The sequence below is a fragment of the Amycolatopsis sp. NPDC003861 genome (assembly GCF_053605405.1).
In genome coordinates this window covers 16,474-31,491 of record NZ_JBSGJD010000014.1, presented here as the reverse complement: position 1 = coordinate 31,491, position 15,018 = coordinate 16,474, and the positions used below count along the sequence as shown (strand labels likewise).

At 71.2% G+C, this 15,018-nt stretch carries 15 protein-coding genes; 9 read left to right on the top strand and 6 right to left on the bottom strand.

The genetic code is table 11. The features are described from left to right. The first annotated feature begins 127 nt into the window (after positions 1 to 127). The 5 genes from ACWEVN_RS06170 (at position 128) to ACWEVN_RS06150 (ending at position 6,056) form a co-directional block, all read left to right on the top strand. Complete coding sequence (locus ACWEVN_RS06170) at positions 128 to 787, top strand: lytic polysaccharide monooxygenase auxiliary activity family 9 protein (protein WP_449684373.1); 660 nt, start codon at positions 128 to 130, stop codon at positions 785 to 787. Between the two features lie 167 nt (positions 788 to 954). After that, positions 955 to 2,409: an RICIN domain-containing protein gene (locus ACWEVN_RS06165; protein ID WP_452050474.1), complete on the top strand. Its 1,455-nt coding sequence runs from the start codon at positions 955 to 957 to the stop codon at positions 2,407 to 2,409. A 154-nt stretch (positions 2,410 to 2,563) separates the two neighbouring features. Next, positions 2,564 to 3,610 carry a glucose 1-dehydrogenase gene (locus ACWEVN_RS06160; protein WP_452050473.1) on the top strand — a complete coding sequence of 349 codons (1,047 nt, stop codon included), beginning with the start codon at positions 2,564 to 2,566 and terminating at the stop codon, positions 3,608 to 3,610. Between the two features lie 5 nt (positions 3,611 to 3,615). Continuing rightward, a complete protein-coding gene (locus ACWEVN_RS06155) occupies positions 3,616 to 5,418 on the top strand; it encodes a glycoside hydrolase family 15 protein (RefSeq protein WP_452050472.1) in 1,803 nt (600 codons plus the stop codon). 281 nt (positions 5,419 to 5,699) lie between these two features. After that, on the top strand, positions 5,700 to 6,056 hold the full coding sequence (locus ACWEVN_RS06150) for a glyoxalase superfamily protein (protein ID WP_449684369.1): 357 nt from the start codon (positions 5,700 to 5,702) through the stop codon (positions 6,054 to 6,056). A gap of 3 nt (positions 6,057 to 6,059) precedes the next feature. Here the strand turns inward: ACWEVN_RS06150 and ACWEVN_RS06145 are convergent, their stop codons facing one another. Beyond that, positions 6,060 to 6,248, bottom strand: coding sequence for a hypothetical protein (locus ACWEVN_RS06145; RefSeq protein ID WP_452050471.1), 189 nt, complete (start codon positions 6,246 to 6,248; stop codon positions 6,060 to 6,062). A 388-nt stretch (positions 6,249 to 6,636) separates the two neighbouring features. Further along, positions 6,637 to 7,200: a TetR/AcrR family transcriptional regulator gene (locus ACWEVN_RS06140; protein ID WP_449684366.1), complete on the bottom strand. Its 564-nt coding sequence runs from the start codon at positions 7,198 to 7,200 to the stop codon at positions 6,637 to 6,639. An 82-nt stretch (positions 7,201 to 7,282) separates the two neighbouring features. Here ACWEVN_RS06140 and ACWEVN_RS06135 point away from each other — a divergent pair, with 82 nt between their 5' ends. Further along, positions 7,283 to 8,737, top strand: a complete 1,455-nt coding sequence (locus ACWEVN_RS06135; RefSeq protein WP_452050470.1) for an aldehyde dehydrogenase — start codon at positions 7,283 to 7,285, stop codon at positions 8,735 to 8,737. Positions 8,738 to 8,775: 38 nt separating this feature from the next. Beyond that, a complete protein-coding gene (locus ACWEVN_RS06130) occupies positions 8,776 to 10,107 on the top strand; it encodes an MDR family MFS transporter (protein WP_452050469.1) in 1,332 nt (443 codons plus the stop codon). Here the strand turns inward: ACWEVN_RS06130 and ACWEVN_RS06125 are convergent. Beyond that, positions 10,065 to 10,556 (bottom strand): carboxymuconolactone decarboxylase family protein, encoded by a 492-nt coding sequence (locus ACWEVN_RS06125; RefSeq protein ID WP_452050468.1) that lies wholly within the window; start codon positions 10,554 to 10,556, stop codon positions 10,065 to 10,067. The genes ACWEVN_RS06130 and ACWEVN_RS06125 overlap by 43 nt on opposite strands. Positions 10,557 to 10,719: 163 nt before the next feature. Between ACWEVN_RS06125 and ACWEVN_RS06120 the strand changes: the two genes are divergently transcribed. Beyond that, the gene (locus ACWEVN_RS06120) at positions 10,720 to 11,325 is read left to right on the top strand and encodes a GNAT family N-acetyltransferase (protein WP_449684362.1); all 606 of its coding nucleotides are present in this window, start codon (positions 10,720 to 10,722) and stop codon (positions 11,323 to 11,325) included. Positions 11,326 to 12,363: 1,038 nt separating this feature from the next. Here ACWEVN_RS06120 and ACWEVN_RS06115 read toward each other — a convergent pair. The 3 genes from ACWEVN_RS06115 to ACWEVN_RS06105 all read right to left on the bottom strand — a co-directional run bounded on the left by ACWEVN_RS06115 (position 12,364) and on the right by ACWEVN_RS06105 (position 14,483). After that, complete coding sequence (locus ACWEVN_RS06115; protein WP_452050467.1) at positions 12,364 to 13,017, bottom strand: response regulator; 654 nt, start codon at positions 13,015 to 13,017, stop codon at positions 12,364 to 12,366. Between the two features lie 132 nt (positions 13,018 to 13,149). Then, entirely contained in the window at positions 13,150 to 13,815 is a 666-nt protein-coding gene (locus ACWEVN_RS06110; RefSeq protein WP_452050466.1) for a polysaccharide deacetylase family protein, read from the bottom strand. Between the two features lie 2 nt (positions 13,816 to 13,817). After that, entirely contained in the window at positions 13,818 to 14,483 is a 666-nt protein-coding gene (locus ACWEVN_RS06105) for a glycoside hydrolase family 11 protein (protein WP_310975922.1), read from the bottom strand. Positions 14,484 to 14,690: 207 nt separating this feature from the next. Between ACWEVN_RS06105 and ACWEVN_RS06100 the strand changes: the two genes are divergently transcribed. Then, on the top strand, positions 14,691 to 15,017 hold the full coding sequence (locus ACWEVN_RS06100) for a hypothetical protein (protein WP_449684359.1): 327 nt from the start codon (positions 14,691 to 14,693) through the stop codon (positions 15,015 to 15,017). Position 15,018 lies beyond the last annotated feature (1 nt).

Sequence of the window (15,018 nt, the reverse complement as noted above, 5' to 3'; positions counted from 1 at the left end):
GTGGGGAATAACCCCAATTCCGGTCCGGCTATTGGTTGACGTTTGTCCGGATCGAGAATAAGCTGCTGCCACCCTGGGAGCGCTCCCACATGAACCGCACGTTCTTCCGAGAATGGAGGCTCATTCCATGCGCAGGCGCACCTTCTTCGGGGCCGGCACCGGACGGCGGGGGCTCATCGCCCTCGTCACCGCCGGGCTGGCCTGCCTGTTCGTCGGGGTTCCCACCGCCTCGGCGCACGGGACCATCGTCGGCCCCGCCACCCGGGCCTACCAGTGCTGGAAGGATTGGGGCAGCCAGCACACGAACCCCGCCATGCAGCAGCAGGACCCGATGTGCTGGGCGGCTTTCCAGGCCAACGCCGACACCATGTGGAACTGGATGAGCGCGTTGCGGGACGGGCTGCACGGCAACTTCCAGGGCGCGACGCCCGACGGGCAGCTGTGCAGCAACGGCCTGTCTCGCAACAACTCCCTGAACACCCCCGGCCAGTGGCGGACCACCACCATCGGCAGCACCTTCTCGATGCACCTCTACGACCAGGCCAGCCACGGCGCCGACTTCATCCGGGTCTACGTCAGCAAGAACGGCTACGACCCGGTCACCCAGCGCCTCGGCTGGGGCAACCTGGACCAGGTGACGCAGACCGGCCGCTACGCCCCGGCGAAGGACATCACCTTCAACGTCCAGACCTCCGGCTACCGCGGGCACCACGTGATCTTCACGATCTGGCAGGCTTCCCACCAGGACCAGACGTACATGTGGTGCAGTGACGTGAACTTCGGCTGACCGCATTCCGTGCCGCATCGAACAGCCCTGGCGCTGCTCGATGCGGCACGGCCGTGTTCTTTCCTGACCGATTCCGATCGTTTTCCTTCGAAACCCTGGCCGGTTCCCCGGGCGAGGTGTTACCCAATGTCTCGAAGCTGCGCAGGGATCCGGGAAGGAACGAACCGATGAAACCGACCCACTCCGTGCTCCGCAGGACGCTTTCCAAGGCGGTGCGGTTCCTGGCGCTGACCGCACTGGCCGGCGGACTGCTGGCCGCCGTCCCGCCGCAGGCCCAGGCGGCCACCTCCGGGTTCAAGGGCGTCAACTGGGCCGACACGCGGGACAACTTCGTCAACGGCGTGCTGTACGTCTCCGGGCTCGGCGCCGCCGACACGTACTCCTCGGCCGCCGCCACCGCGAACCAGGTCGTCGGCCAGCTGTACTCGATCACCGGGGCCGACACGGTCCGGATGCCGATCAACGAACCGACGGTCTCCGGCTACTGGGGCACCTACACCGGGGCGATCGACACGGCGCTCACCAAGGGCAAGGTGATCCTCGCCTACTGGGCCTACACCGGCGGCAAACCCACCGACACCGGCCGGTTCCAGCAGATGTGGGACACGGTCGTCGCCAAGTACGGCAGCAACCCGAACGCCTACTTCGAGGTCATCAACGAGCCGTACGCCTACAGCGCTTCCGCGCTCAACGACTTCTACACCGCCTGGCTGGCCAGGTACCCCGGCATGCCGCGCGGCCGGGTCATCCTCGACGGCACCGGGTACGCCCAGAACGTGCCCGCGGTCGGCGGCGACCGGCGGCTCGACGGGACGCTGCTGGCGGCCCACGACTATTCGTTCTTCGCCGGCTACGAAAGCGAAACCGAGTGGGCGGACCACCTCGGCGGCTCGATCGGCGCGTACGCGGACCGGACCGTCGTCACCGAGTGGGGCGGCCCGATGTCGCCCGGAAGCAAGAACGGCGTGCAGTACGACACGCTCGACTACAGCATCCCGAGCGGCTCGTTCTTCGCCGACTACATCCGGGGCGTGAGCGGCAAGATGCGCAGCCTCGGCGTCGGCAGCGTGTACTGGCCGGGCCTGCGCGACGGCGACTGGTACAGCATGACGACCAAGACCGGCACCGGGCCGGGGATCAAGCTGTCGCTGTCCAACCCGAGCGGGCTGACCCGGCTGCGGTACGCGTGGGGCCTGGGCGACGGCGGCGGCACGTACGTCCGGATCGTCAACGCGGCCACCGGCCTGTCCGTCGACGGCCTGGGCCGCACGGCCGGTGGCTCCCCCGCCGGCCAGGCGAGCGCCGACCCCGGCCGCGCCGACCAGCAGTGGGTCATCGAGAACGCCGGCAACCGCGTGCGGATCAAGAACCGCGCCACCGGCCTCTACCTCGACGGCGCGGGTCGCACCGCCAACGGCGCCGCGGCGGCCCAGTATGCCGGGAGCGGCAGCGGCAACCAGCTGTGGTCGGTGGTGACCGACGCGAACAACGTCCGCATCCGCAACAGCAGCACCGGCCTGTACCTCGACGGCATGGGCCGCGCCGGCAGCGGCGCCGACGTCGGCCAGTACGGCGACAGCGGCAGCGCCAACCAGCGGTGGCGCATCGTCGCCGCCGGCTGAAAGCGTCACCCGGACGGGGCCGGTTTCCGGTCCCGTCCGGACTTTGTGCACCGCAACGTCGCATTTGCCCGCTGATTGCTGCCCGCACGCATGTTTTGCGGAACGCAACGGTGTCAACCCGTGATCGAGCACGCCGTCGCGGGAAGGAACGAAGATGCGAGCGCTGACCGTTGTGCCGGAACAGAAGGGCTCCCTGCGGGTCGCCACGGTGCCCGACCCGCAACCGGCGCACGGCGAGCTGCTGGTCCGCGGCCTCGCGCTCGGCGTGTGCGGCACGGACAAGGAGATCGCCCGCGGCGAGTACGGCTGGGCACCACCCGGCCGGGACCGCCTGGTGCTGGGGCACGAATCACTCGGGCAGGTGATCACCGCCACCGGTGACTTCGCCGAGGGCGACCTCGTCGTCGGCGTCGTCCGGCGGCCCGACCCGGTGCCGTGCGGCGCGTGCGCGGCCGGCGAGTTCGACATGTGCCGCAACGGCCGCTACACCGAGCGCGGCATCAAGGAGATCGACGGCTACGGCAGCGAACTGTGGACCGTCGAGGCGGACTACGCGGTGCGCCTCGATCCCCGCCTGCGGGACGTCGGCATGCTGATGGAACCCACGACGGTGGTCGCGAAGGCGTGGGAGCAGATCCAGCGCGTCGGGGAACGCGCGTGGTTCGAACCGAAGCGGGTGCTGGTGACCGGCGCGGGCCCGATCGGGTTGCTCGGCGCGCTGCTGGGCGTCCAGCGCGGCCTCGACGTCCACCTCCTCGACCGCGTCACCGACGGCCCCAAGCCCCGCCTGGCCGAGGCGCTCGGCGCGACCTACCACCACGAGCCGATCGAGAAGGTGCTGGCGTCCCTGGAGCCGGACATCGTCCTCGAAGCCACCGGCGCCGGCTCGCTGGTGTTCGACGCGATGGCGGGCACCGGTTCCTACGGCATCGTCTGCCTCACCGGCGTCTCCTCCACCGGGCGCAGCCTGACCGTGGACGCCGGGACGATCAACCGCGAGCTCGTTCTCGAGAACGACGTCGTCATCGGCTCGGTCAACGCCAACCTCCGCCACTACCGGGCCGCCGCCGACGCACTCGGCCGCGCGGACCCGGACTGGCTGGGCGGGCTCGTCACCCGGCGGGTGCCCTTGAGCCAGGCGGCCGACGCCTTCGAAGCGGGCGACGACGACGTCAAGGTCGTCCTCGACCTCGAGCGCTGATCGCCGTGGCCCCGATCGAGGACTACGCCCTCCTGGGCGACCTGCACACGGCCGCGCTGCTCTCGCGCGACGGCGCGATCGACTGGCTGTGCCTGCCGCGCTTCGACTCCCCGGCCTGTTTCGCCGCCCTGCTGGGCGACGAGCACGCCGGCACCTGGCGGCTCGCCCCGGCGGGCGGCGGGCCCGCGACCCGGCGTTCGTACCGCGGCGGCTCGCTGATCATGGTGACCGAATGGGACACCGCCGACGGCACCGTCCGCGTCCTGGACTTCATGCCGCCGCGCGGGGAAGCCGCCGACGTCGTCCGGATCGTCGAAGGCGTGTCCGGCCGGGTGCCGATGCGCATGCTGCTGCGGCTGCGGCTCGACTACGGTTCCGTCACCCCGTGGGTCCGGCAGGAGAACGGCGAGTTCGTCGCGGTCGCCGGCCCGGACGCGATCCGGGTCCGCACGCCGGTGCCGCTGCACGGCGAGGACCTGGCCACGCACGCCGAGTTCACCGTCGCCGCCGGTGAGCGCGTCCCGTTCGTCCTCACCCACAACGCCTCCTACCGGCCGCGGCCGCGGTTCGCCGACGCCGAGGCCGCGCTCGCCGACACCGAACGCTTCTGGGCGGACTGGATCGGCCGCTGCCGGTACCGGGGACAGTGGCCGGACGCGGTCCGGCGCGCGCTGATCACCCTGAAGGCCCTGACCTACGCCCCGACCGGCGGCATTCTCGCCGCCGCGACGACGTCACTGCCGGAACAGCTCGGCGGGCCGCGCAACTGGGACTACCGCTACTGCTGGCTGCGCGATTCGACGTTCACCCTACAGGCCCTGATCGGCACCGGCTACCACGACGAGGCTCGCGCCTGGCGGGAATGGCTCGTCCGCGCGGTGGCCGGCGACCCGGCCGACCTGCAGATCATGTACGGCCTCGACGGCACCCGCCGGCTCCCGGAGTCCACTTTGGACTGGCTGGCCGGCTACGAAGGCTCGGCGCCGGTCCGGGTCGGCAACGCCGCGGCGGACCAGTTCCAGCTCGACGTCTGGGGCGAGGTCCTCGACGGGCTGCACCTGGTCCGCGAGGCCGGGCTCCCGACGTTCCACCCGGCCTGGGACCTGCAGCGCGGCCTGCTCGACTTCCTCGAAGGGCACTGGGACCAGCCGGACAACAGCCTCTGGGAGGTCCGCGGCGACCGGCGGCACTTCGTCCACTCCAAGGTGCTGGCCTGGGCCGGCGTCGACCGCGCGGTGCACACGGTGCGGGCGCACGGTCTCGACGGCCCGGTCGAGGACTGGCGGGCGCTGCGGGAGAAGATCCACCAGGACGTCTGCGCGCACGGGTACGACCCCGACCGCAACACGTTCACCCAGTTCTACGGCTCGCGCGGGCTGGACGCGGCACTGCTGCTCATCCCGCGCGTCGGCTTCCTGCCGGCGGAGGACCCGCGGGTCCGCGGGACGGTGGACGCGGTCCGCGCCGAGCTCGCCCACGACGGCTTCGTCCGGCGCTACGACGCCGACGCGGACGGCGGGGTGGACGGGCTGCCGGGCGGCGAAGGCAGCTTCCTGGCCTGCAGCTTCTGGCTCGCCGACGCCCTGCACGCAACCGGCCGCCCCGACGAGGCCCGCTCGCTGTTCGAGCAGCTTTTGGGGCTGCGCAACGACGTCGGACTGCTCTCGGAGGAGTACGACACGGATTTGGGACGTCAGGTGGGCAACACGCCGCAGGCGTTCAGCATGGTCGGACTGGTCAACACGGCCCGGCAGCTCTCGGGGTCGCAGACCGGGACGAACGCTCCGGGCGAGGACCAGCGCTCCTAGGCGTGCAGTCGGCGCACCACTGCCGGCCTGCAACGCCGCATCGTCATGCGCCGAGCCGATGTGCTCGATGTCCCGCGACCCGCGACGCGAGGTGTGCACGATCTGCACCGCCCTGGCCCCCGACGCCGTCTTCACCGTGCGCACATACGCCACGAGAGACAGCCTGGAACCGGCCGCTCAGTGCGCAGATTTTCACCCCTCACACGACGAAACCGCAGCTCAACAGCCAGCACCCTACCCAAGATCTGCGATCTTGAGCCAAAGTCGGGTAAGGTGTCCGAATGATCATGCGGGTGGCGGTTCCCGTGCTGCCGTGCCGAGATGTGCAGGCAGCGCGGTCGTACTTCACGGACGTGCTCGGATTCGACACCATATTCACCTGGGAGACCCCACCCAGCTACGCGGCCGTGGTCCGCAACTCCGCCGAGTTCCACCTGTCCGCCGAAAGCAGCGTCGACCCGGCCAAGGTGACGGTTGTCGTCGACGACGTCGATTCCTGCCACGACGAGCTGCGCGCCCGCGGCGCCGACATCGTCGAGCCACTGGCTGACCGGCCCTACGGGATGCGCGACTTCAACGTACGGACACCCGATGGGCACTTGTTGGTCTTCAGCCAGCCGCTTACCGAGTCCGAGTGACCATCAGCGGACCAGCCGGAAGAATGACCGGACCTCGTCGATGAACAACGCCGGCTGCTCGAACGCCGCGAAGTGGCCGCCCTTGCCGGGCTCGTTCCAGGACCGGATGTTCGGGAACCGGCGCTCCGCCCACCGCCGAGACGGGCGCTGCAGCTCCTTGAGGAAGACCGAACAGCCGGTGGGTACGGGCACCGGCGCCCGGCCGACCCGGAGATCTCATCCCGGGTAATAGCCCGATGCAGGTCGCCACCGGAGTCGGTCCACGACCAGCTGCCCTGGGCACCGAACCGCCGGTAGCCGAGCCGGGCCATCAGCTCGCACCACGCGTCGGACATCCGCTCGATCCCCCACCCCGGCGCGGCCGGCTTGTCGCTGAAGCCGTAACCGGGAAGCGATGGGCAGGCCCCTAGAACCGGCCGCTCAGTGCGCAGATTTTCGCCGTTCACACGACGAAACCGCAGCTCAACAGCCAGCACCCCACCCAAGATCAGCGATCTCGAGCCGAGTCAGGTGAGGGGACGAACTCGACGTCGATCTGCACCGGGTGGCGTTTCGCAGCGCGGAGACGCCGGCAGCCGGCTCATGCCGAGGCGTTCGAGACCGAGGGGCCGCCGAAGGCGCGGAGGAACGTGTCGACGATGACGTCCGCGGCCAGGCGGTTGTCCAGGGCCGAAAGATCCTTTGTGGACAGACGCAGCAGGGCCCCCAGAACGCTGCCGGGCCAGCCGGCCGGCAGCCCCGCCCGCAGGAAGTGCTCTCCGGCGGCCCGCTCGAGGAACCGGTCCACCTCCTCGATCGCGCGCTGCCGCCGCGCCCAGATCTCCGGGTCCGAGCGCATCCGGCTCACCTCGGTCGGCCAGGTGCGGTTGACCTCGACGATCCCCCGGACGTACCGGTGCAGCGCCTCCGCCACCGGCGCCTCCCCGAACCGGGCCGCCTCGATCGCCGCTTCGATCGCGTCCAGGCGGACCTGGTAGACCGCGGACAGGAGCTCCTCCCGGCTCGTGAACCGGCGGTAGACGGTCCGGCGGTCGACGCCGGCCTCCGCCGCGATCGCCGCGATGCTCGTGGCCGGGTCTTCGGCGAGCATGCGAGCGCCCGTGGTCAGCAGCAGTTCGAGATTTCGTGCGGCGTCTGCTCTCACTCGCCCACCCTAGCATTAACTGTCACACCAGCGAGGCATTTAAGTGCTACAGTGATGTGACAGATCGACTTAGGGAGCAGCAGTGGTCACCTACCAGGACCTCTTCATCGGCGGCACGTGGACCGCCCCGAGCAGCACCGAGCTGCTGGACATCCGTTCGCCGCACGACAACTCCGTCCTCGGCCGCGCCGCGCAGGCGCTGCCCGCGGACGTCGACCGCGCCGTCGCGGCCGCCCGGAAGGCCTTCGACGAAGGCCCGTGGCCGCGCACCTCGCCCGCGGAGCGGATCGCCGTCGTCCGCAAGCTGGCCGCCCTGCGCGAGAAGCGCGCCGACGAGATCGCGGCGCTCATCTCCGCGGAGAACGGCTCGGCGCTCTGGTTCACCAAGGCCGGCCAGCCCGGCCTGACCCGGCAGGCCAACGCCTACCTGAAGGCGGCCGAGGAGTTCGGCTGGGAAGAGACCCTGGAGCCGTCGGATCCCGCCGCGCCGTTCCGGTCGGTCGTGCGCCGGGAAGCGATCGGCGTGGTCGCCGCGATCATCCCGTGGAACTCGCCGTTCTCCTCGGCGTCCGCCAAGATCATCCCGGCCCTGCTCGCCGGCAACACCGTCGTGCTGAAGGTCTCGCCGGAGAACACGCTGAGCATGAACCTGCTCGCGGAACTGCTCGCCGAGGCCGGCCTGCCCGAGGGCGTCATCAGCGTCCTGCCCGCCGACCGCGAGACCAGCGAATACCTGGTCAAGCACCCGGACGTCGACAAGATCGCCTTCACTGGGTCGACCCGCGCCGGGCGCCGCATCGCGTCGCTGGCCGGGGAGCAGCTCAAGCGGGTCAGCCTCGAGCTGGGCGGCAAATCGGCCATGGTCATCCTGCCCGACGCCGACCTCGGCGCGGCGATCCAGGGCGTCAAGTTCGGCTCCCTGCTCAACAACGCCGAATCCTGCATCGCGCAGACGCGCATCCTCGCGCCGCGCAACCGCTACGAGGAGGTCGTCGCCGGGCTGAAGGACTTGGTCGAGTCGCTCGGTGTCGGCGACCCGGCCGACGACGGGACGTTCATCGGCCCGATGATCCGCCGTGACCAGCAGCAGCGCGTCCTGGACTACATCCGCCTCGGCGTCTCGGAAGGCGCGCGGCTGGTCACCGGCGGCCCGGACGTCCCGGCGGGGCTGGAAACGGGCAACTACGTCACGCCGACGCTGTTCGCCGACGTCGACAACTCGATGCGCATCGCGCAGGAGGAGATCTTCGGGCCGGTCCTGGTCGTGATCGCCTACGACGACGAGGACGACGCCGTCCGCATCGCCAACGACTCCGAGTACGGCCTGTCCGGCGGGGTGTGGTCGGCGGACCCGGCGCACGCGCTCGCCGTCGCCCGCCGGGTGCGGACCGGCACGGTGACGATCAACGGCGCGCCGATCGGCTTCGACGGCCCGTTCGGCGGGTTCAAGGCCAGCGGCCTCGGCCGCGAGTACGGCGCTGTCGGGCTCGGCACCTACACCGAATACAAGACGATCACCGTTCCGGCCGCGAAATGACGCTCGACACCCCCGTCAGACCCGCGGTGCGGCCGGCGATGACGGCGCTGCTCCTCGCCGTCCTGCTGGCCGCGCTCGACCAGACCATCGTCGCCACCGCCCTGCCCCGGATCGCCCGCGACCTCGGCGGGTTCCGGGACGTCGCCTGGATCACCGCGTCCTACCTGCTCGCTTCGACCGCCGCGACGCCGCTGTGGGGCAAGCTCGGCGACCTGCTGGGGCGCAAGCGCCTCTACCTCGTGGCCACCACGGCGTTCCTGATCGCGTCCGCGCTCTGCGGGCTGGCGCAGGACCTGCCCCAGCTGATCGCCGCCCGCGCCCTGCAGGGGCTGGCCGGCGGCGGCATGATCGTCCTGACGTTCGCTCTGGTCGGAGACATCGCGGCGCCCGCCGAGCGCGGGCGCCACCAGGGCCGGTTCGGCTCGGTGTACGGCGTCGCCAGCATCGCCGGACCGCTGCTCGGCGGCCTGTTCACCGACCACCTGTCGTGGCGGTGGGCGTTCCTGATCAACGTCCCGTTCGGGCTGGTGGCCGTGGTGCTCGCGGCGCGGGCGCTGCCCACGACGACCCGGCGGGCGCCCGTCCGCATCGACTACGCCGGGGCGGTGCTGCTGGCCGGGGCGGCCACGGCGCTGGTCCTGATCACCTCCTCCGGCCCACGGTGGGGCTGGACGTCCCCGGGCACGCTGGCCCTCGCGGGCGGGGCGATCGTCCTCATCGGACTGGTGGTCCCGGTCGAGCGCCGCGCGGCGGCCCCGGTGCTGCCGGTCTTCCCCTCGCGCACGGTCGTCGTGGCCGCGGCCGTCGGGTTCATCGCCAACGTGGCGATGTTCAGCGTCCTGGTCTACCTGCCGACGTACCTGCAGGTCGTGGCCGGCGTCTCGGCGACGCTGTCCGGGGTGCACCTGCTGCCGCTGGTGCTCGGGCTGGTCGTTAGCCAGTCGCTGGCCGGGCGGTGGGTCGCCGCGCCGGGCCGCGTGCGGGGCGTCCTGGTGACCGGCATGGCGCTGAACGTCGCCGGGCTGCTGTTGCTGAGCACCCTGGCGCCGGGGACGACGCAGCCGGCACTGATCGCGTACTTCGCCATCACCGGCGTCGGGATCGGCATGGTCCCGATGGTGGCGCTGACGGCGGCGCAGAACGCGGTCCCGGCCGCCGACATCGGGGCGGCGAGCGCAGTGGTCACCTTCGCCCGGTCGATCGGGGCGGCGTTCGGGGTGGCCGTCTTCGGCAGCCTGCTCGGCGAGGACGTGGCCGGGCACATCGGGGGCGCGTTCCTCGCGCTCACGCCGGTGGTCGTGCTCGGCACCGTCCTCGCCGCGCTGGTTCAGCCCTTTTCGGCGAAAGCGGCGAACAGCCCGGGCTCGTAGGAGCCGCCCTTCTGGTGCACGATCACGGCCAGCCGGTTGGCGGCGTTGATCAGGGCGACCAGCGCGATCAGGGCGGCGACCTGCTCGTCGTCGTAGTGCTCGCGCACCCGGGCCCAGGTCTCGTCGGACACGCCTTCGGCGGCGTCGGCGAGCCGGGTGCCCTCCTCGGCCAGCGCGAGCGCGGCCCGCTCGGCCTCGGTGAAGACCGTCGACTCCCGCCAGGCGGCGACGAGCGCGAGCCGGACCGCCGACTCCCCGGCCGCGGCGGCCTCCTTGGCGTGCATGTCGAGGCACCAGCCGCAGCCGTTGATCTGGCTGGCCCGCAGGCTGACCAGCTCCCGGGTGAGCTTCGGCAGCGGCGAGCGGTCGATGACCTGGCCGAGGCTCGCGAACCGCTTGCCCAGCCGGGCGCCGGTCTCGGTGGAAAACAGGTCGAGGCGGGTGTCCATGGCTTCGTCCTCACTGTGTCGTCGGGCGGAACGACCTCAAGACACCGGCGGGGCGGAGCTTGTGACACCCCGTCCACGCGGTGGAACGGCGCGTCCAGGTTTGTCCGGCTCGACGACATGACCACGCTGTGCTGCTGGTGACCGGGCTGTACCATCACTGCCGATGAGCTGGGCGGGGTGGAAGGTGCGGTTGCGGGAGGTCCGCCCGGCGGATCACCGCACCCTGATCGGCTTCGACCGCGGCTCCGACCGCCAGATCGGCGGCTACCGCCACTGGGCGACCCACCGCGACTCGACGGGCGACGACTTCCACTTCGCGATCGAGACCCTGCACAACCGCACGCTGGTCGGCTCGATCTGGATCCAGGCCGACCCGGCCACCGGCCACTTCAGCTACGGAATCGGCATCGGCCCGCAGTACCGCCGCTGCGGGTACGCCGCCGACGCGGTCACGGTGCTGCTGGCGTACATGTTCGAGCTGCGCCGCTACCGCAAGTGCGAGGTCAGCATCAACGGCAGCAATTTCGCCTCCCTGGCGCTGCACGGAGAGCTGGGCTTCCGCGAGGAGGGCCGCCCCCGCGACACGGAGCTGCGCCGCGGCGAGGTCCGCTACCCAGTTTTGATGGGGCTGACGGCGGCAGGGTTTGCGGAGCACCAGCCGGCATTCCTGGCGGCACGCGGCCCGGTCCGCCCCTGGCGCGGACGGCACTGGCGGACGCCCCGCCGCGGACGCCACTGGCGAGCCGAGCACCTACGCCCGGCCCGCTGAGGTCGAGCGGACACCCAGGCACGCGGACACGCGGCTCCGGCTCGGCTCGGCCGCGCGACCGGCCGGCAGGGCTCCCCGGCCGCCCGCGCAAGGCGGCGGCTGTCGGTTCGCCGCAGGGGTAGCCGGCGATCGCCCGCCACCCAGCCGGGCAACCGGCGATCGCCGGGGCAGACCTCCCGCCCGGCGGCGCGACCGGCGATCGCCAGACAGGGCTCCCCGCCCGCCCGCGCAAGGCGGCGGCCGTCGGTTCCCCGCGCAGGCAGCCGGGACCCACCCCGCCGGCGCGAGCCGCTCCGCCTCCTCCGGGGACAGCGGACGCGGCTCCGCGCTACACGCCGCCAGCAGCAGCACCGCCGCCAGTGCCGCCAGGCGCTTCCCTGCTTGACCCCGGCGTGCTCGGCCGGCAGCGCGATCGGCGGTACCGGGTAGCCGTCGAGTTCGACCGGCCCCCGGCAGGCCGCGCGCGAGGCCGGCGGCAAAGCCGAGCGCACCCCGCCGCCTGCCCGGGACTCGCCGGGCACGCCATCGTACTCGCGATCCCGTCCGTCGCGGTCGAGGTCAAGACGTTGTCCTGCAAGCAGTTCCGCTCCCCGGCGCCCGGTCCGAAGCCGCGTGGGCGACGTCGACGCCGTTGCCGGACAGCGCGTTGCCGACCAACCGGTTGCCCGACGGCGCCAGATCTTCGGCGGACGCGACGGCCATCCCGCGCCCGGATTGCCGGTGACGAGATGGCGGGCCGGCAGGTTCCGGGTGCCGCCGGCGACCGGCCGTCACCAGGCCGGTGAAATGTCCGAGTCGACCGACGCCTTGCCTGGCGGATCCACCCGGATCTCCACCGCCGGATGGTCCCGCTCCACCCGGGTCCCGCCCTAACTTCCTTTCCGTCGGAAACACCCGGAAAGGAAAGCCATGAACGAAGTGCTCGGCTTCATGTTCCTCCGCTTCGCCGTCATCGGCGGTGGAATCCTGCTGCTCGTCCTGCTGCTCGGCGTGATCGCGATCATCCTGAAGAAACTGGGCCGGTGAGCCGGGTTGCCGCTAAGCCGGGAAACCGCGGCCCAGGCCGTGCTGGACCGCGTACCGCAGGGCTTCGATCCGGTTGCGCACGCCGATCTTCGCGAACGCGTTGTTGATGTGCGTCTTCACCGTTGCCTCGGCGATGACGAGCTCGGCCGCGATCTGGCCGTTGCTCAAGCCCGCCGCGATCAGGCCGAGGACCTCGGCCTCGCGCGCGGTCAGCCCGTCCGGCAGCCGGTCCTTCTCCGCGCCCCGGCCCGACAACGCGGACGCCACGCGGCCGGACACGCCCGCGCCGAAGGTCAGCTGGCCGGCGACCACCGCCCGGAGTGCGGCCCCGATCTCGTTGCGGCCCGCGTCCTTCGTCAGGTAGCCGCGCGCCCCCGCGGCCAGGGCGCCGGCGATCGATCCGTCGTCCGCGTACGTCGTCAGGACCAGGACGGCGACCTCGGGGTGGTCGCGGACGATCCGCTCGGTCGCTTCGACGCCGCTCATGACCGGCATCGTGAGGTCCATCAGGACCGCGTCGATCCGGTCGAGCCGCCGCAGGAGGGTGAGTGCTTCGGCGCCGTCGGCCGCCGCGCCGGCCACCTCGACGTCGTCGAGCAGGCCCATGAGCGCGACCAGGCCTTCGCGGACGGCCTGCTGGTCGTCCACCACGACCACCCTGATCACCCGCGGCTCCCCCATGATCACCCTCCCGGCACCGGGAGGCAGGCTACCACCGGACGGCCGCCGGGGAATCCACTGTGGAGGTTCGGAGGACGGCGCGGCGGGGTGCAAGCGCCGCGCCGCCCTCCGCACGCCTCAGGCCGGGGCGACCGCCCGCCCCGTCTGCGGCGAGATCATCCCCGCGCACAGCCCGCGGCTCGCCAGCGTGCGGGCGATCTGCGGGATGGCGGAGAGGGTGTTGGCCGGCCATTCGTGCATCAGGATGACCTGGCCGTTCGTGAGCCGGGCGTTGGCCGCGACGATCGCGCTGACGCTCGCGTTGTTCCAGTCGCCCGAGTCGACGTCCCAGATGACCTGGCGGAGCCCGTACTTGGCCGCCACCGACTGGACCGTCGCGTTCGTTTCCCCGTACGGCGGGCGGAACAGCCGGGGCGTACCGCCGCCGCCGGCCGAAATCGCCTGCTGGGTGCGGGAAATCTCGGAGTCCACCTGCGCCTGGCTCTGCTGGGTCAGGTGCGGGTGCGTGTAACTGTGGTTGCCGACCCACATGCCCGCGCTCGTCTGGGCGCGGACCTGCGCCGGGTAGGCGGCCGCGTACTGGCCCTCGTTGAACATCGTCGCCCGCAAGCCGTTCTGGCGCAACGCGTTCAGGATGGCCGGGGTGTGGGCGTTCGACGGCCCGTCGTCGAACGTCAGGCCCACGTACCCGCTGCACGCGGCCGCCTGAGCCGCCGGCGTGACGGCGATGGTGCCCGTCACGGCGAGGGCCGCCGTGGCCAGGATGGTGATCGACCGGCGCATGGTCAGCCCACCGTGATGTTAGAGTTGCCGCTGCTCTGGTAGCCCTCCGTCGCCAGGATCATGTAGTAGTTGAAGCTGCCCAGCCGCATGCCGGCCCGGCCCCACGCGTCGAAGTGGTTGCCGGTGGTGATGCTGCCGCCGGTCCGCCGCTGCTGGCGCACGCTCCAGTACTGGTTGAACGTCTTGTTGCCTTCGACGGACGGCGCGTTGTAGCGGGTCGTCTGGTAGATGTCGTACGTGCCGCCGTCGCTGGTGACGGTGCCCTTGTACGTCCCGGTCGGCCGCCAGCTGCCCCAGTTGTCGACGATGTAGTACTCGACGAGCGGGTTGGACGTCCAGCCGTAGAGGGCCAGGTAGCTGTTGCCGGAGGGGTTGAAGCTGCCGGAGTAGTTCACCGTCCGGCGGCTGCCGTTGCTCCAGCCCTTGCCGGCGACGAAGTTGTTGACGTTGCTCCAGTTGGTCCGGTAGTTGCCGCCGGAGGAGAGCGTCATGGAGACCGAGCCGCCGCCGGCGGTCCAGAACGAGTAGTAGTACCCGTTGTCGGTGCCCGTCCGGTTGGACGTGATGACCGTGTCGGCCCAGGCGGTTCCGGGCAGGAATGCGGCGATCAGCGCAAGGACGGCGCCGCCGGCGAACACCCTGCTGCGGCCGCGTTTCTTGGTGAGCATGCTTCCTCCTCGTCGAGGCTGGCAGGCGAGCCAGGATGGGAAAAGCATGCGAGCGGTCCCGCTGGTCGGGCAATAACTTTCGGAAAGTTTCGATGATCGCGCAGGGCACACCGCCGCGTCAACCCCTAGGAATTCTAGGGGATTTCCCGCTTCCGGAAAGCGCTAGCGTGGGCACCGCACCGTTCTCGATCACCACGGGGGATTCACATGAAACGAATTGCGGCCGCGGTCGCGCTCGGAATCGTCGCGACGGCACTGCCGGTCACGGCGGGCACGGCGTCCGCGACGGAGTCGGTCACCTGCGGCAACTACTGGACGCCGGGCGCGTCCGGCCCGTCCGCACGCGATTACCACTGGGGCAACTGCGGTTCCGCCGCCACGAAGATCGAGGTGTGGGGGCTGGCCTACGGCGGCGGCGTCCGCGCCAAGCAGGGCGAGAAGTGCGTGGCCGCAGGCACTTCGGTGCTGCTCGGGCAGACGACCCAGTATCTGGTGACTTCCTTCGAAGGCGTGGACACCCACACGGCCTGCTGAC

What these genes read in the sequence shown, in the direction of transcription:
- ACWEVN_RS06170 (WP_449684373.1), top strand. Translation starts at nt 128, where the DNA reads ATGCGCAGGCGCACCTTCTTCGGGGCCGGCACCGGACGGCGGGGGCTC.
- ACWEVN_RS06165 (WP_452050474.1), top strand. Translation starts at nt 955, where the DNA reads ATGAAACCGACCCACTCCGTGCTCCGCAGGACGCTTTCCAAGGCGGTG.
- ACWEVN_RS06160 (WP_452050473.1), top strand. Translation starts at nt 2,564, where the DNA reads ATGCGAGCGCTGACCGTTGTGCCGGAACAGAAGGGCTCCCTGCGGGTC.
- ACWEVN_RS06150 (WP_449684369.1), top strand. Translation starts at nt 5,700, where the DNA reads ATGATCATGCGGGTGGCGGTTCCCGTGCTGCCGTGCCGAGATGTGCAG.
- ACWEVN_RS06130 (WP_452050469.1), top strand. Translation starts at nt 8,776, where the DNA reads ATGACGGCGCTGCTCCTCGCCGTCCTGCTGGCCGCGCTCGACCAGACC.
- ACWEVN_RS06125 (WP_452050468.1), bottom strand. Translation starts at nt 10,556, where the DNA reads ATGGACACCCGCCTCGACCTGTTTTCCACCGAGACCGGCGCCCGGCTG.
- ACWEVN_RS06120 (WP_449684362.1), top strand. Translation starts at nt 10,720, where the DNA reads ATGAGCTGGGCGGGGTGGAAGGTGCGGTTGCGGGAGGTCCGCCCGGCG.
- ACWEVN_RS06110 (WP_452050466.1), bottom strand. Translation starts at nt 13,815, where the DNA reads ATGCGCCGGTCGATCACCATCCTGGCCACGGCGGCCCTCGCCGTGACG.
- ACWEVN_RS06105 (WP_310975922.1), bottom strand. Translation starts at nt 14,483, where the DNA reads ATGCTCACCAAGAAACGCGGCCGCAGCAGGGTGTTCGCCGGCGGCGCC.
- ACWEVN_RS06100 (WP_449684359.1), top strand. Translation starts at nt 14,691, where the DNA reads ATGAAACGAATTGCGGCCGCGGTCGCGCTCGGAATCGTCGCGACGGCA.